The organism is Crossiella cryophila, assembly GCF_014204915.1.
GTDB lineage: Bacteria > Actinomycetota > Actinomycetes > Mycobacteriales > Pseudonocardiaceae > Crossiella > Crossiella cryophila.
In genome coordinates this window covers 6,235,411-6,250,934 of the sequence record NZ_JACHMH010000001.1, presented here as the reverse complement: position 1 = coordinate 6,250,934, position 15,524 = coordinate 6,235,411, and the positions used below count along the sequence as shown (strand labels likewise).

Sequence of the window (15,524 nt, the reverse complement as noted above, 5' to 3'; positions counted from 1 at the left end):
CCACGGATGACGCCCACCGGGTGCGCGGCCAGGACGACGTGCCAGCCACAGCCCAGCGCCGCCACTGACCACGCGCGCTCGTCATCCGCGGCCGGCCAGCCTCACCCCAGCCGAGGTGCCCCGGCCACAACCACCCCAGCCACCTGCGGCACAACCACGCCCACCGGACACCACAACGGAGGTGAACCTGCATTCTCGCGCACCCAAACGCCCCACCGTCGCGCGCAGCGCCACCGGCACCCCATTCCGCACCAAACACCGCGTCTCCAGCACTGACCATGCTCGCCGCCCCCGCACCGGCTCCACCTCGGTGCCGACGCTTCGCCACCCGGCTAGATCCGGCCTGGCCCCACCCGCCTTCGCCGAATTGAGCAACAAACCACCCAACCACCGCTCCAACTAGGACAGGAGGTGTCCGCATGCATTGAGATGATGTGGCCATGACCGACACACCAGGCCGACTGCTCACCCTGCTCTCGCTGCTGCAGACGCCGCGGGAGTGGTCGGGCACGGTGCTCGCCGAACGCCTGGGCGTCACCACCCGGACGATCAGGCGGGACATCGACCGGCTGCGCGAACTGGGTTACCCGGTGCAGGCCACGCTCGGCGCCGAAGGCGGCTACCGGCTGGTGGCGGGGGCGGCGATGCCACCGCTGCTGCTGGATGACGAGGAGGCGGTGGCGATCGCGGTCGGGCTGCGGACCGCGGCGGGCCAGGCGGTGCAGGGGATCGAGGAGGCATCGGTCCGGGCGCTGACCAAGCTGGAGCAGGTGCTGCCGTCCCGGTTGCGGCGGCGGGTGGCGACTTTGGGCAGTGCCACGGTGCCGATGTACGGACCCACGGCGGCACTGGTGGATCCGGAGAACCTGACCGCGCTGGCCGCGGCGGTGGCCAATCACGAGCGGGTCCGGTTCAGTTACCAGGCCGGTGACGGCGCCGAGTCGAAACGCCTGGTAGAGCCGCATCGGCTGGTGTCCTCCGGGCGGCGGTGGTACCTGGTCGCCTTCGACGTGGACCGGGATGACTGGCGGATCTTCCGGGTGGACCGGGTCACCGAGCCCCGGGCCATCGGGACGCGTTCGCTGGAACGGACCTTGCCCGCGGCCGACGCCGCCGAGTACGTGACCAACAAGCTGTACTCGCTGGTGCCGACCTACAGCGCGGTCGCCACCATCCACGCCCCGGCCAGCAAGCTGGCGGGGGTGCTGGGTGACCGGCCTGCTGATCTGGAGGTGGTGGACGAGAACACCTGCCGGTTGCACAGCCACACCGACACCCTGGAATGGCTGGCCTTCCGGCTGGCGATGCTGGGCTGCGAGTTCGAGGTGCATTCCCCGCCGGAGCTGGCGCAGTACCTGCGGGAGCTGGCTGGGCGGGTCACCAGGGCAGTCGCCGGGACCCCGTCGGTGGGGTGAGCGTGATCCACTGGCCGGCCGAGCACCTGCCAGTGGATCGTCGGTCAGCGCGGCTCGGCGATGTCCAGGGTGACCTTGGCCAGTGGGCAGCCCACGCAGGTCAGGACGTAGCCTTCCGCCTTCTGTTGCGGGGTCAGGCAGTTCGGTTCGTTCATCCTGACCTGGCCGGTACGGAGTTTCACCATGCAGTCTCCGCAGTTGCCGACCGTGCACGAGTAGGGCATCGGCAGTCCCGCCGCGAGACCGGCGTCCAGGAGCGTCTGGCCTGGCTCGACCATCGTGGAGCCGACTTCGTGCGCGCCGTCCTCGACCACCATCTCCTGCGGTGCGGTGGTTGGGCTGGCGGTGTCCGCGCCGCTGGCGTAGCGCTCCTGGTGCACGTGGGCATCAGGCACACCGCGCTCGGTCAGGACGCCCTGGACCGTGTCCATCAGCGCTTCGGGGCCGCACAGGTAGTACCGGGCGGCTTCGGCGGGGTTCAGCTCGGTGAGCCAGTCGCGCGTACTCGTGGCGTCGAGCCGTCCGTGCTGCTGGGTGAGGATGTGGGTGACCGACAGGCGTTCGGGGCTTTCCTTCTCCAGCCGGTGGAGTTCGTCGGCGAAGATGATGTCCGGCCCGGTGCGATTGCTGTACAGCAGCGTGATCCGGTTGGTCGCCGGCGTTGCCAGCAAGGCGCGGATCATGCTCATCATCGGGGTGACGCCGCTGCCCGCGGCGATCAGGACGACCTCGTGCGCTGCCGCCGGGTCGGCGTGGAAGGCGCCGGATGGGCCGCGGAGCGAGAGCCGGTCCCCGGTGCGCAGGGTGCGGTGGACGTGGGTGGAGAACCGGCCGCCGTTGACCTGCTTGACCGTGACCTCCAGCCGTGGTGTCCCGGGTGCAGAGGAGGCGGAGTAGGCGCGCCGTGCTGATCGGCCGTCGATGTCGGCGATCAGGGTGAAGAACTGTCCGGGGCGGAAGTGGAAGGGGGCTGGGGCCTTGGCGTCCTCCAGCACCAGCGTGACCGTGCTGGGCGTCTCCGGACGGACCTCGGCGATCCGCACCTCCCGCACCGGGTGCTCCGCCGCGGGCCCGCCGGCGGGACGCTGGTCTCGCCCGGCACGGCGGGAGCCGACCTCGAAGTTCTGATAGCCCTCCTTCTGTAGCGCGGACCGGTAGGCGCGGTTCATCACCAGCCGCAGCACCCGGTTGATCCCGGGGATCTTCATGACGACCTGGAACACCCGAGCGAGCCGGCTGCCGTCGGCCTTGGCCAGGTTCGTGGCGAGGTGGTCTCCGGCCAGCGCCATCAGGTCGGGCACCGTGCCGCGTGCCAGGTGCGCGGCCGCGGTCCACGGCCGGGACCGTGCCAGGGCGGTGCCCGCGGTCATGTCGGCGTGGTCGACCTCGATGAGCAGCGCCGCGTGCGGGGGTGTTCCGCGCAGGGCCAGCGTCGCCAGCAACGCCGGATCGTCGGTGATCGAGCCGCGGCCGCGGACGTGCAGCACCCCGGTGCGGCCCGGGACGAGGGCGGCGAAGGAGAGCCGGTTGTCCTGGAGGAGGTTGTGCAGGCTGTCCGCACGTTTGTTGCCCTTGCGGTCCGGGATGGCGAGGGTCCGGCTGTCCAGGATCCGTGCGACGGTCTGCCAGTCCCCGCGGGGACTGGTGTCGCTGCCGCCTGATGTGTCCCAGGTGGACAGTGCGAGGAATGGGGCGGCGGCCAGGAAATCGGCGACGCCAGGGCCGTGCAGCGGGCCGTCATCGTTGCCGCTGTCGCCATTGGCGCGTTTGGCGCCGCTGCCGCTGTCGGCGACCTCGCTGTTGGCGACCTCGAAGTCGGGAACTGGTGCGGGATCGGGGGGAGTGGGAGGCTGCCACAGGCGGGAGCGGATGACCGCCTGGGCGCAGTGCACGTACGCCTCGTGCACGTCGACAAAGGTCTCGGCGCCCTTGCGCCTGGTCACGGAACCGTTGACGCGCAACGTTTCCCCGACGCCCGGCAGGAGGAAGAGGAACGACACCGGGCCGTGTGCCTGGCCGTCGGGCAGGGTGAAGGAGATCCGGGTGGGCGAGTGGACGCGGGTGAATCCCGGGGTGCCGCCGATGAACGTCGTGCGGCTGACTCCCTCCGCGTCGCGGTAGCCGAAGCCGGCGAGCGGACTGTGCGCCAAGATGCTCTGGCAGCCCTGGTCGAGGGCGCTGATCTGCTTCATCATGATCACCGCTGGCGGCGGTCCCACGGTCGCCTCGACCTCGGCGGCCGTTGTCATCCGGTGCAATGCGCTCAACTGCATGGGAATCCCCCTCATCCCGGCGTGGACCGGCCGTGCCGCTGGCAACCTGCACTCCAGGTGCAGTCGGGCACCTCGTCTGTGCAGCTCATAGCACTATTGTGAGCATTAGCTCAGGTATTTGCTACTCGCTTTTGTCACCATCTAGGAGGACCCGGATGCCATCGGCGGACCGTCGCTTGGAACCACGTCGCAAGCCCCGCCAGGTGCGTGCCGAACTCACCCGCGAGCGCATCCTCACCGCGGCTGCTCACGTTTTCGCCGAGCACGGCTACGCCGCGGGCACCACCAACCGCATCGCCGAGCGCGCCCGCATCTCCATCGGCTCGCTGTACCAGTACTTCCCGAACAAGGACGCCATCCTCGCCGAACTCCTCATCCAGCACGTCGACCGCGGCACCTGGACCAGTGCCGCCGAACTCGACCTCTCGCCAGGAACGCTGGAGGCCACGGTGCGGGCGTTGATCCGCGACGCGATCGACAACCACAGCGACGATCCCCGGCTGCTCCGGGTGATGATCGAGGAGGCACCGGTCTCCCAGGAGCTGCTCGACACCATCGACCGGCACGGGAAGCTGCGCACGGCCCAGATCCGCGATGTCCTGCTCCGGCATCCCGACATCCGGGTGGGCGATGTCGATATCGCCGCGGAGATCATCCTGTTCACCGTGGAGATGAACACCCACAAGTTCATGGCCGCACCGGGGACCATCCCGGTCGAGACCTTCGAGCGCGAACTGGTCGCCATGGTGACCCGCTATCTGCGCGGGGATCGGTAGCCGGGGCGGGTTGTCACAGGCCGAGTTTGGTGACCGCGTTGTCTTCCAACGGGTTCGCGGTGCGGATGTAACGGTGCACGGTGCGTGGGTTGGACCAGCGGCCCTGGCGCATGATCTCCCGGTCGCTGGCGCCGCCGAGGGCGGCCTGGGTGGCGAAGCCCGCTCTGAGGGAGTGCCCGGAGAACAGGGCCGGGTCCAGACCCGCGCGCGCGGCATAGCGTTTGACCAGTTCGGCGACCGCGCGGCCGGAGATGGGGGTGGTGCCCAGGTGGCCGTGTTTGGTGATGGCGGGGAAGAGCGGGTGCGCGGAGCCGTTGGCCAGGTGGGTGCCTTGGTAGGCGTGGCAGGTGTGCACCGTGGTGGAGGGGGAGCGGGAGGCGGCTGAGGACTGTGGACCAGCGGGTTGGGCGGCAGTCGGGGGCTGCGGAGCGGCGGACTGGGCAGCAGCGGAGGTCTGTGGAGCGGCGGGCTGGGTGGCAGTCGAGGTCTGTGGAGCGGCGGGCTGGGCGGCAGTGGGGGACTGCGGGGTGAGGTGGTGCTGGAGGGCAGTGGAACCGTTGGCGGCGTTGACTTCCAGCAAGGCCACCCAGTTGGCGAAGGCGCAGACGGGGCAGGTGTGCGGGCGTTGACCCCGGGGCAGGGCGACGCGTTGTTCGTGGATGCCGGTGGGGTCGGTTTTGGTGCTGGCCAGGTGGACCAGCAGCAGGGGTTCGCCGGTGGTGAGGTCGGTGTCGACGGTGACGTCGTCCAGGGTCAGGGCGGCCAGTTCGCTGCGGCGCAGGGCGCCGGCGAAGCCGACCAGGAGCAGTAGCTGGTCTCGGCGGCGGGCTGGTTCGGTGGGCCAGCCTGGGTTGGGCAGACCGGCGAGCAGTTCTTCCAGGGTGTGCAGGAGGACGGGGCGTTTGCGGGTGGGCTGGGTACGGCGGGTTCGGCGGATGCCGCGCAGGGTCAGGCGGACCACGTCAGAGCGGGTGGGGCTGGGCAGGCCGTTGGCGGCGTGCACCGCGGCGATGGCGGCGGACTTGCGTTCCAGGGTGGCCGGGCTGAAGGCGGGGGCGCCGGTGGGTTTGCGGGTGTCGGCGGCCGCGGCGAGGTAGACGGCGACGTCGAGTGGGTCGGCGGGCAGGGCCTGGCGGCCTTCGGCGGCGCACCAGGCCGACCAGGCCAGCCAGTCGGAGCGGTAGGCGCGCAGGGTGTTGGGCGACTGGCTGGCTTCCAGGTAGCGGGCCAGGGACTCGGACTGTTCGGCGTCGAAGCGGGCGCGCACCGCCAGCAACTGCTGGGTGTCCACCAGCACACTGCGCGGGCCCTGGTCCAGGCGGGCGCGCACGAGCTGGGGCAGACGGTCGACGACCTGGGACGCTGCGCCGGGGTGCTCCACCCGACCAGCCTGCCACAGCGGGATGTCATGATCGACTCCGTAGACCGGTGACACGGAAGGGAACTGCGGTGGCCGAGCTGTCCGGAGTGGCGTCGACAGAGGCGGGAATGCTGGCGATCTGGGCGCCGGAGGAGTTCGCCGGGATCGTTGATCAGCAGAGCTGGGTGGCGGAACTGGGGACCGAGGAGGGCATCCGGGCGCGGATCGCGGCGGGCGGGCTGGTGCCGATCAACATCGGCGGGAACGGGGCCTGGGAGGTGGTGCTGCGGGTCGGCGGACCGGAGGCGCCCGCTGGTGGCATGGGTTTGAGTGCGCGGGAGGAGCGTTATGTGATGCTCAGTTCCGAGCCCTACCTGTTGGTGTGCCACGGAATGGTGCACGTTGGCGGGATCGAGGAGGTGTCCGGGCGGCCCGCCGACACCGGGCTGCCGTTGCCGCCTGGGCGCTACTCCGTCTCCGTGCATCTCATCGAGTGGGACGCCGAACCGGGTAGCCGGGACGCCGATGGGCAGCCGACTGCGGATGCGTTGCCGGACTTCGTTGTGTTGCTGGAGCTGGATTATCGGCTTGGGGCGCGGGTGCCGCCGGTGGGGTCGGGGTTGGCGCCGGTGTATCGGCGGGAAGTGTTGACCTTTGGGGCTGTGGGGTGAGGTCAGGTCAGGGCGAGGTAGGCCGCGGTGGCGATGGGGGCCAGGGGGAGGGCGGGCAGGAGGTTGGCTACGGCGATTTCGCGGAGTTCCAGCATGCGCAGGCTGATGGCCAGGATCAGGATGCCGCCGACGGCGGTGAGGGAGCCGATCACGGCGGGGACCATCACGGTGCTCAGCACTGAGGCCAGCGCGGTCAGGCCGCCCTGGTAGATCAGCACCGCGGCAGCCGACAGGCCTACGCCCCAGCCCAGGTTGGCGGCGAAGGCCAGGGCGATGAAGCCGTCCAGGATGGACTTGATCGCCAGGATGCCGGGGTCGCCCTGTACGCCGTCGGCGAAGGCGCCCAGCACCGCCATCGGGCCTACGCAGAACAGCAGGGTGGCGGTGACGAAGCCGGTGGCGAAGCGGTGGTCCTCGTTGCCGCCTCGGGAGAAGCGGCGTTGCAGCCAGCCGCCCAGGTTGTCCAGGCGGGACTCGATGTCGATGGCCGAGCCCAGGCCGCCGCCGAGCACCAGGGCGGCCAGGATGAGGATGGTGGCGGCGCCGCCCGCGGCGGTGGCGAACTCGCCGGTGAATGCCTGGGTGGCCTGGTAGACGCCCATGGCCAGCAGGAACAGGGCCAGCGAGGAGACCATGAGTTCGCGCCAGCGTTTGGGCAGGCGGTCGCCGAGCACCGCGCCCAGGCCGGTGCCCACCAGGATCGCCAGGACGTTGATGCCCGTACCCAGACCAGTCACCGCAACAGCCTAGGCGGGCAGGAGCCCGGGGAAAGCGTGCTCCTGCCCACAGCGGAACTGTCCACGAAGGACAGTCAGGCGGGGCGATGAGGAGGTTTGCCCTGGCGGCACCGGGAGTCGGCCCGCCAGGGCAACGGACTATTCGGAGGGCGGACTATCCGGCGAGGTAGCGGCCGGTTCGGCTGGCCGGGTTCGCCGCGATCTCCTCCGGGGTGCCGGTGGCGACGACCTGGCCGCCGCCGTCACCGCCCGCCGGGCCCAGGTCGATCACCCAGTCCGCGGTGCGGATCACCTCGGTGTGGTGGGAGACGGTGATCACCGTGTGGCCCTTGGCCACCAGGCGGTGCAGCACCCCCATCAGCCGGGCCACGTCGCTGGCGTGCAGGCCGGTGGTGGGCTCATCGAGTAGGTACAGGGTGTGTTTGCCGGGCCTGCGTTGGAGTTCGGCGGCCAGTTTGACTCGCTGGGCCTCTCCGCCGGAGAGGGTGTTGGCTGCCTGGCCCAGGCGTAGGTAGCCCAGGCCTACCTCGCACAGGGTGCGTAGTGGGCCCGCGATGGCCGGGGCGGCGGCGAAGAACTCCGCGGCGGTCTCGATGGGCAGGTCCAGGACCTCGGCGATGGTGCGGTTGCGGTAGGTCACCTTCAGGGTGTCCGCGTCGTAGCGGGTGCCGTGGCAGGTGTCGCATTCCAGGAAGACATCCGGCAGGAAGTACATCTCGATGCGGACCGTGCCGTCCCCGGCACACGCCTCGCAGCGGCCGCCGGGGGAGTTGAAGGAGAACCTTCCGGGAATGAAGCCCAGTTCCTTCGCGGTGCTGGTCTGGGCGAACAGTTTGCGGATGGAGTCCAGGATGCCGGTGTAGGTCGCCGGGGTGGAGCGGCCGGAGCGGCCGATGGGGGTTTGGTCGACGCGGATGACCCGGTCGATCTGGTGCAGGCCGACGACGCCGTCGTGTTCGCCCGGGGGTGGGGCTTCGGTGCCGAGGGCTTTGGCGGCGGCCCGGTAGAGGATGGTGTCCACGAGGGTGGATTTTCCAGCGCCGGAGACTCCGCTGACCGCGACGAAACAACCCAGCGGGAAGGTCACGTCCTGGCCGGTGAGGTTGTTCTCCCTGGCGCCGCGCACCGTCAGCGCCCGGCCCGGCACCGGGGTGCGGCGGCGGGCCGGGCGGTGGCCGGTGCGGCGGCCACTGAGGTAGGCCCCGGTCAGGGACTCCGGATCGGACAGCATTTCCTGCGCGGTGCCGGTGAAGATGAGCTGCCCGCCGTGCTCCCCGGCGGCCGGTCCCAGTTCGACCACCCAGTCCGCGGCCCGGATCAGGTGTTCGTCGTGTTCCACCACGATCAGGGTGTTTCCCCGGTCTCGCAACGACTTCAGCGTGCCGATCAGCTCTTCGACGTCCTGCGGGTGCAGGCCGGCGGTGGGCTCGTCGAGCACGTACAACAGCCCGAACAGCTGCGTGCCGAGCTGGGTGGCCAGCCGGATCCGCTGCGCCTCGCCCCCGGACAGGGTGCGGGCGGGGCGGTCCAGGCTGAGGTAACCCAGGCCCACCTCGGTGAGATAGCGCAGGCGGTCGGTGATCTCGATCAACGCCTGGGCCAGGACCTGGCGTTGCCGGTCGGAGAAGGTCAGTTCGGTGAAGAAGCGCAGGCACTGCGCCACCGGCAGCGCCGTCACCTCGGCGATGCTCCGGCCGCCGACCCGCACTCCCAGTTGGGCGGGTCGAAGACGTGCGCCAGCACAACTGGCGCACAACCGGAGCCGGGTGCTGTCCTCCTCGGCCGCCGCCCCCAGGCCCAGGCAGTCCGGGCACTGGCCGAAGGGCAGGTTGAAGGAGAACGACCGGTTGTACAGCTCGGGCAGTTCGGTGTCGTGCCCGTCGAGGCAGACCAGGACTCCGTTGTCCGGCAACAGTTCCTCAGCGCACACCGTGCAGTGCGGCAGGCCAGCGGTGGCCCACACCACCCGCATCAGGTCATACACCTCGGTCACCGTGCCCACCGTGGAGCGCGGGCTGCGGGTGGCCGAGGAACGCTGGTCCACCGCCACCGCCGAACACAGCCCCTCCAGCCGGTCCAGGTCGGGCTTGCCCATCTCGTCCATGAACTGGCGGGCGAAGGTGGACAGCGACTGCACCTGACGCCGTTGCGCCTCGGCGTAGAGGGTGTCGAAGGCCAGGGAGGACTTGCCGGAGCCGGAGACCCCGGTGAACACGATCAGCTTGCGGTGCGGCAGGTCGAGGTCGACGCCGCGCAGGTTGTGCACGCGCGCGCCACGCACGATCAGTCGGTCGGGGAGCAGGGTGTCGGTCGAGTCGAGGACGTCGACTGAGGTCACGGTGCCCTTTCTTGACTTCGCGGACTTTCTGGACTTGTCGGGAAGAGGGGGTCAGGCGCTGAGTTTCCGGATCGCGCGCAGGGCGAAGGCGGTGGCGCCCGCGCCGCCGAGGACCACGATGCCCACCGAGATCAGGATCGCGGGATGGCTGAAGTTCCCGGCGAAGAGCGCGCGTTCGGCGTTGACCACGTGGGTCAGCGGGTTGATCCGGGAGAGCACGTACAGCCAGCCCGGCGCGGTGTCCATCGGCAGCAACATGCCCGCGGTCAGCATCAGCGGCAGGATCGCGGTCTGCACCGCGGTGTAGAACAGGTACGCCTGCTTGATCACCAGCCCCAGGCCGAGCGAGGCGATGCCCACCGCCGCGGAGAGCAGGATCAGCATCACCAGCCCCAGGAACGTGCCCAGCGGATCCACCGAGAGCCCGAACGGCAGCACCACCACGATCAGCACCAGCGCCTGCACCAGCAGCGTGCTGACCTGCCTGCCGACCTGGCCGACCAGCAGCGCGATCCGGCTCACCGGCGAGGCCAGCAGCCGTTCCAGCGAGCCCATGTCCCGCTCGTACATCAGGTCCGCCCCGGCGAAGGCGGTGCCGAACAGGGTGGTGAAGACCAGCATGCCCGGGATGAACCAGGCCCACGGGGTGCCGCCGCCGGGCACCCCCGGCAGGCTGAAGGTGGACAGCAGCGGACCGAACAGCGCCACGTAGAGCAGCGGCTGGAGCAGTCCGGTGATGATCGCCATCGGGTTGCGCAGCGTCGGCCGCATCTCCCTGGCGTAGATGACACCGGTCGCGGTGATCAGGTTCATGCCGACTCCTCACGCAGGCTGCGGCCGGTCAGGGACAGGAAGACGTCGTCGAGACTGGGCCGGGAGACATTCAGCCCGCGCAGCCGGATCTCCGCGGTGTCCAGGGCGCGGACCAGGGTCGGCAGCGCCTCGTCACCGTGCTCGATCCGCAGGGTGAGCCGGCTGCCCTCGGCGTTGACCTCGTGCGCGCCGGGCAGGGCTTCGCCGATGGCCACCGCGCGGGCGGCGGCCTCCGGCTCGCCGAACTCCACGGTGACCAGATCGCCGGAGACCTTGGCCTTGAGCTGGTCGGGGGTGCCCTCGGCGATGATCCGGCCGTGGTCGATGACGATCACCCGCTCGGCCGCGGTGTCGGCCTCGTCCAGGTAGTGGGTGGTCAGGAAGATGGTCGTGCCGTACTGCTCGCGCAGCCCGGTGATGTGCGTCCACAGGTTCGCCCGGCTGTGCGGGTCGAGTCCGGTGGAGGGTTCGTCCAAGAACAGCAGGTCCGGGCGGTGGATCAGCCCGAGCGCCACGTCAAGGCGGCGCTTCTGCCCGCCGGAGAGCGTGGCCACGTACCGCTTGGCCTGCTCGGCCAGTTCCAGCTGTTCGAGCAGCTCGTCGGCCCGCTTGCCCGCATCCGCCGCGGCCAGCCCGTAGATTCGGCCCTGCGCGACCAGCTCGTCGCGGACCTGCTGGCCCTCGCTGGCCCCGTGCTTCTGCCCGATGTAGCCGATCCGGCCGCGCACCGCGTCCGGGTTGGCGCGCACGTCGAACCCGGCCACCCTGGCCTCGCCGGAGGTGGCGGGCAGCAGTGTGGTCAGCATGCGCAGTGTGGTGCTCTTGCCTGCCCCGTTCGGGCCGAGGAAGGCGACGATCTCGCCCTGCACTACGTCCAGGTCAACGCCCTGGACAGCCTTCACTACCTCCCCTTTTGCCTTGAAGTGACGGACCAGATCCCTGGTGTGGATCATCCCCAGCTCCCTACTCAAACTTGAGTCGCCGGGCGAGGGTAGGGCAAAACGGACCCTACATACAAGTTTGAGTGGAGAAAAAGTCTCAGCCGCAGCTGATGTCGGGGCGCGGCCGGGGCCGAGGGGTGCCGTCACTGTTGAACGTGGCGCCGCCGGGCATGCCGAAGACGTGCGGGGCCTCGCCGGCGAAGGTGTGTTCCCCGGCCTCGATCCGTTCCACCAGGTCCTGGGTCCAGGCGATGCTGCTGTCGGCCGAGCGCCGCCAGACCCCGAACAGCTCGCTCATGTGCGCGGGTTCGGTCAGCTCCCCGGCCTGCCCGGCGACCTGGGCCCGGTTGACCTCCAGCGCGGCCAGCCGCTCCTTGAGCAGCGAGATCACCTCATCGCGCGGCAGGGTCGGCATCAGCACCAGGGCGGCGGCCAGCAGATCGGGTTTGTGCTGCTCCGGCTCGCGCAGGGTGGCCCGCAACAGGCGCAGGAACTCGGCATCGCCGGCCGGGGTCAGCGCGTAGTCGACCCGGCCCACGTTGCTCGGCGGCGAGGCGGCGGTCATCAGCTCCTGCTTGGTGAGCTGTTTGAGGCCGTGGTAGATCGAGCCCCACTTGATGTTGGCCCACTCGTGCGCCCACCAGGACTCCAGCTCGGCGCGCACCAGATAGCCGTGTGCGGTCCCGCACCAGCGCACCACACCGAGCAGCAGCAGCCTCGTCGCCGACATCGTCTCCCTGTTCAGTCACGCCCACCTACCGTGACCAGGTTATCCCTGCTTGATCGAGGCTTGCCGCAGGTCCGGCACAGCAAGGCACAAGGTTGCCCCGATCAGCTCCAGCGCGGCGCTGAACAGGAAGGCGGGCAGCACCCCGACGGCGTCCACGGTCAGCCCGAACAACGCCATGGCCAGCGGCGCGATGCCCAGGCTGCACAGGGTGTGCACGCTGCTGACCCGGCCGCGGAAGGCATCCGGCGTGCGGGCCTGCATGAGCGTGCGCACGCCGATCCCGCACGGCGCGCCGCCGAGTCCGACCAGCACCGCGGCCAGCACCGCCACCGGCAGGCTCGGCCACACCGCCATCGCCACCATGGCCACCGCCTCCACCAGCGCGGCCACCGCGACGATCAGCCCGAGCCGCGCACGCAGGTGCACCCGCAGCAGCACCAGCGACCCCAGTGCCGCGCCGCCGCCGAACCCGGCCACCAGCAACCCGATGCCGACCGAGCCCCAGCCGCGGTAGTCCGCCAGCACCGCGATGCCCAGGTTCATCGGCCCGATGAAGCCCAGGTTGATCACCAGCGCGGCCAGGATCACCGTGCGCAGCACCCGGTCCCCGCGCAGGAAGGCGAAACCCGAGCGCATCGCGGCGAACATCGGCTCGCCACTGGGCTCGACCTCCCGGCGCGGCCGGGCCGAGGTCACCGCGACCATGGAGATCACGAAGGTCACCGCGTTGACCACGCAGGCCAGCGGCAACCCGCCCACCGCCACCAGCACGCCGCCCAGTGGCGCGCCCAGCAGCAGCGCGGCCCTGGCCACCACCTCGTTGAGCGCGGCGCCGGAGGAGAGCTGCCCGACCTCCAGCAGCCGCGGTTGCAGCGAACCCGCCGCTGGCAGGAACACCGCGTCGGCGATGCCGAAGGCCAGCGCGACCAGCACCAGCCACAGCACGCTCGGCGAGCTGAAGGCCAGCACCGCGGCCAGCACCATGACCACCGCGCGGGCCAGGTCGCTGCCGATCATCAGCCGCCGCGCGTCGAAGCGGTCGGCCAGCGCGCCACCCAGCAGCATCAACGCCAGCCTGGGCACCGCAGCCACGGTCATGACCAGACCGGCCACACCAGGGGAGGCCAGCTGCACCGCGGAGAAGGACAGCGCCACGTGCCAGACCTGATCACCCAGCAGCGAGGTGCCGTGCCCGGCGAGATAACGCAGGTAGGCGGGTTCGCGGTAGGCAGGGCGAACCGCGACCGCGGTGCTCACGGGCGCTCCGGGAAGGCGTGCAGGAACAGGAACACGTGCTCGCGGCCGTCCTCGGCCGCCGGACCGGCCGGTAGGTCTTTGCGGGGTTGGCTCCACTTGTCGATCACCGCGTGCAGCTCGTCCTCCAGCTCACGCAGTTCGGTGTCGGTCAGGCGCAGGTAGTGGTTGGCGATGAAGGCGGAGCTGTTCCACTGCCCTTCCCAGCCGTCGCGGGTCTGTTGGAAGGCGCGGGAGCGCTCGAACTGGTTGGTCACCATCTGGGCCAGTGCCGCGGTGGCCACGGTGCGCGCCTCCGGGGTGGTGAAGTCGGTCCAGGCCCAGGACTGGTTCTCCCCGGTGGCCCGGTACCAGCGCTCGCGGCGGTCCCTGGCCAGCTCGGGTGCGGCCACGATGTAGCCCGCCTTGGCCAGCTCGCGCAGGTGGTAGCTGACCAGGCCCGGATCGGTGTCCACCCGCTTGGCCAGCGTGCTCACCGTGGCCGGGCCGCTCTGGGTCAGCAGCTGGTAGAGCTGCTGCCGCAGTGGCTGGGCCAGGCCCTTGAGCACCTCGGGATCGGTGATGCGACGGTTCCCCATGTTCCAGAAGATAAGTTCCAGAAGAAATCTTCCGCAACTGGTTTCGCCGGTACCTGCCAGAACGTGTCAGTCTCTGCTGGCACGGTGACCGGCATGAGCAAGTCACTGAACGGAAAGATCGCCCTGGTCGCCGGCGCCACCCGCAACGCAGGTCGGGGCATCGCCATCGAACTGGGCGCCGCCGGTGCGACCGTCTACATCACCGGCCGCACCGCGGGCGGGGCGAAGTCGCCGGAGAACCGGAGCGAGTCCCTGGAGGAGACCGCGGCCCTGATCGAGGCCGAGGGCGGCACCGCGGTGATCGCGGCGGTGGACCACCTGGACCCGGCGCAGGTGCACGCCCTGATCCAGCGCATCGAGGCCGAGCAGGGCCGCCTGGACATCCTGGTCAACGCGATCTTCGGCGGGAACTCCCTGCTGGAGTGGGACAAGCCGATCTGGGAGCACGACCTCGAGGGCGGGCTGCAGATGCTGCGGCTGGCGGTGGACACCCACCTGATCACCGCGCACCACGCGCTGCCGCTGATGCTGCGCCACCCCGGCAGCCTGCTGATCGAGCTGACCGACGGCACCACCGCCTACAACCAGGACAACTACCGGGTCAGCACCTACTTCGACCTGACCAAGGCCAACTGCAACCGGATCGCCTTCACCCTGGGCCACGAGATGAAGGACAAGGGCGGCACCGCGGTCGCGCTCACCCCGGGCTGGCTGCGCTCGGAGATGATGCTGGAGTCCTACGAGGTCACCGAGGAGAACTGGCGGGACGCCCTGGTCAAGGTGCCGCACTTCGCGATCTCCGAGACCACCCGCTACGGCGGCCGGGCCGTGGCCGCGCTGGCCGCCGACCCGGAGGTGGCGCGGTTCAACCAGCAGTCCCTGGACGCGGGCAGCCTGGCCCAGGTCTACGGCTTCACCGACCTGGACGGCTCCCAGCCCGACGCCTGGCGCTACCTGGTCGAGGTGCAGGACCCCGGCAAGCCCGCCGACACCACCGGCTACCGCTGATCCAGCGCCCAGCCCCGGGTGACGGATCGGGCGCACCGGTCCGGCTCATCGCCCATGCTGACGTAGAGCGCGGTCAGCATGGGCACGCCGCTGTCCAGCGTCGTGCGGGGGAGCGGGCCGTTGGCCACCAGGGAGACCAGGCCGTGCGCGATGGCCCAGCTCTGGGTGGCCAGTTCCAGCGGCACCACCTCGGCCCGGAAGCGGTCGGCGAGCCTGCCCCGGTCGGCGGCCTGGACCAGGTACTCCAGGGTCGCGTCGGCGGCCTTGAGGTCCTCCAGGTCGAAGCTCGCGTCGAACATGACCCGGTACAGGTCGGGGTGGTCCAGGGCGTTGCCGAGGTAGGCCGCGACCAGCGCGGTCAGGTCGGTGACCGGGTCCGTGGACGTGGTCAGGGTGGCGAAGCGGGCGGCCAGGCGGGTGAAACCCTCCTGCCGCAACGCCTTCCACAGGCCGTCCATGCCGCCGAAGTGGGTGTAGACGGCCATGGTGGACACGCAGGTCCCGGCCACCAGCGAGCGCAGCGTGATCGGCTCGCGGGTGCGCAGCATCTGCGCCGCCCGCTCCAGCAGCAGGGTGCGCACCGCTGGATCCTTCGTCCTGGCCATGCCCCCAGGATACATAGCATTGCAA

Annotated in this window: 14 protein-coding genes; 4 read left to right on the top strand and 10 right to left on the bottom strand. The window is 70.3% G+C overall.

Annotation, left to right across the window (positions count from 1 at the left end; all coding sequences use genetic code 11):
• Positions 1-440: 440 nt before the first annotated feature.
• Positions 441-1,415, top strand: coding sequence for a helix-turn-helix transcriptional regulator (locus tag HNR67_RS27510; RefSeq protein WP_185005108.1), 975 nt, complete (start codon positions 441-443; stop codon positions 1,413-1,415).
• 44 nt (positions 1,416-1,459) lie between these two features.
• Here the strand turns inward: HNR67_RS27510 and HNR67_RS27505 are convergent, their stop codons facing one another.
• Positions 1,460-3,688 carry a 2Fe-2S iron-sulfur cluster-binding protein gene (locus HNR67_RS27505; protein WP_185005107.1) on the bottom strand — a complete coding sequence of 743 codons (2,229 nt, stop codon included), beginning with the start codon at positions 3,686-3,688 and terminating at the stop codon, positions 1,460-1,462.
• Positions 3,689-3,843: 155 nt separating this feature from the next.
• Between HNR67_RS27505 and HNR67_RS27500 the strand changes: the two genes are divergently transcribed.
• A complete protein-coding gene (locus tag HNR67_RS27500) occupies positions 3,844-4,464 on the top strand; it encodes a TetR/AcrR family transcriptional regulator (protein ID WP_185005106.1) in 621 nt (206 codons plus the stop codon).
• Between the two features lie 13 nt (positions 4,465-4,477).
• On the opposite strand, the gene HNR67_RS44935 is transcribed toward HNR67_RS27500, so the two are convergent.
• Positions 4,478-5,845 carry a site-specific integrase gene (locus HNR67_RS44935; RefSeq protein ID WP_185005105.1) on the bottom strand — a complete coding sequence of 456 codons (1,368 nt, stop codon included), beginning with the start codon at positions 5,843-5,845 and terminating at the stop codon, positions 4,478-4,480.
• 68 nt (positions 5,846-5,913) lie between these two features.
• Here HNR67_RS44935 and HNR67_RS27490 point away from each other — a divergent pair, with 68 nt between their 5' ends.
• On the top strand, positions 5,914-6,495 hold the full coding sequence (locus HNR67_RS27490; protein WP_185005104.1) for a hypothetical protein: 582 nt from the start codon (positions 5,914-5,916) through the stop codon (positions 6,493-6,495).
• 2 nt (positions 6,496-6,497) lie between these two features.
• Here the strand turns inward: HNR67_RS27490 and HNR67_RS27485 are convergent, their stop codons facing one another.
• The 7 genes from HNR67_RS27485 to HNR67_RS27455 all read right to left on the bottom strand — a co-directional run bounded on the left by HNR67_RS27485 (position 6,498) and on the right by HNR67_RS27455 (position 13,886).
• Positions 6,498-7,232, bottom strand: coding sequence for a DUF554 domain-containing protein (locus HNR67_RS27485; protein WP_185005103.1), 735 nt, complete (start codon positions 7,230-7,232; stop codon positions 6,498-6,500).
• A 154-nt stretch (positions 7,233-7,386) separates the two neighbouring features.
• Positions 7,387-9,570 carry an excinuclease ABC subunit UvrA gene (gene uvrA, locus HNR67_RS27480; RefSeq protein ID WP_312988162.1) on the bottom strand — a complete coding sequence of 728 codons (2,184 nt, stop codon included), beginning with the start codon at positions 9,568-9,570 and terminating at the stop codon, positions 7,387-7,389.
• 51 nt (positions 9,571-9,621) lie between these two features.
• The gene (locus tag HNR67_RS27475; protein WP_185005102.1) at positions 9,622-10,383 is read right to left on the bottom strand and encodes an ABC transporter permease; all 762 of its coding nucleotides are present in this window, start codon (positions 10,381-10,383) and stop codon (positions 9,622-9,624) included.
• A complete protein-coding gene (locus HNR67_RS27470) occupies positions 10,380-11,336 on the bottom strand; it encodes an ATP-binding cassette domain-containing protein (protein WP_185005101.1) in 957 nt (318 codons plus the stop codon). The genes HNR67_RS27475 and HNR67_RS27470 overlap by 4 nt, the downstream gene beginning before the upstream one ends.
• A gap of 85 nt (positions 11,337-11,421) precedes the next feature.
• Entirely contained in the window at positions 11,422-12,054 is a 633-nt protein-coding gene (locus HNR67_RS27465) for a PadR family transcriptional regulator (protein WP_185005100.1), read from the bottom strand.
• A 39-nt stretch (positions 12,055-12,093) separates the two neighbouring features.
• The gene (locus HNR67_RS27460) at positions 12,094-13,311 is read right to left on the bottom strand and encodes an MFS transporter (RefSeq protein ID WP_185005099.1); all 1,218 of its coding nucleotides are present in this window, start codon (positions 13,309-13,311) and stop codon (positions 12,094-12,096) included.
• Positions 13,308-13,886, bottom strand: coding sequence for an ArsR/SmtB family transcription factor (locus HNR67_RS27455; RefSeq protein ID WP_185005098.1), 579 nt, complete (start codon positions 13,884-13,886; stop codon positions 13,308-13,310). Before HNR67_RS27455 ends, HNR67_RS27460 begins: the two co-directional genes overlap by 4 nt.
• Positions 13,887-13,979: 93 nt before the next feature.
• Here HNR67_RS27455 and HNR67_RS27450 point away from each other — a divergent pair, with 93 nt between their 5' ends.
• Positions 13,980-14,894: an SDR family oxidoreductase gene (locus HNR67_RS27450; RefSeq protein WP_185005097.1), complete on the top strand. Its 915-nt coding sequence runs from the start codon at positions 13,980-13,982 to the stop codon at positions 14,892-14,894.
• Here the strand turns inward: HNR67_RS27450 and HNR67_RS27445 are convergent.
• Positions 14,885-15,499, bottom strand: a complete 615-nt coding sequence (locus HNR67_RS27445; protein ID WP_185005096.1) for a TetR/AcrR family transcriptional regulator — start codon at positions 15,497-15,499, stop codon at positions 14,885-14,887. The genes HNR67_RS27450 and HNR67_RS27445 overlap by 10 nt on opposite strands.
• Between the last annotated feature and the right edge of the window lie 25 nt (positions 15,500-15,524).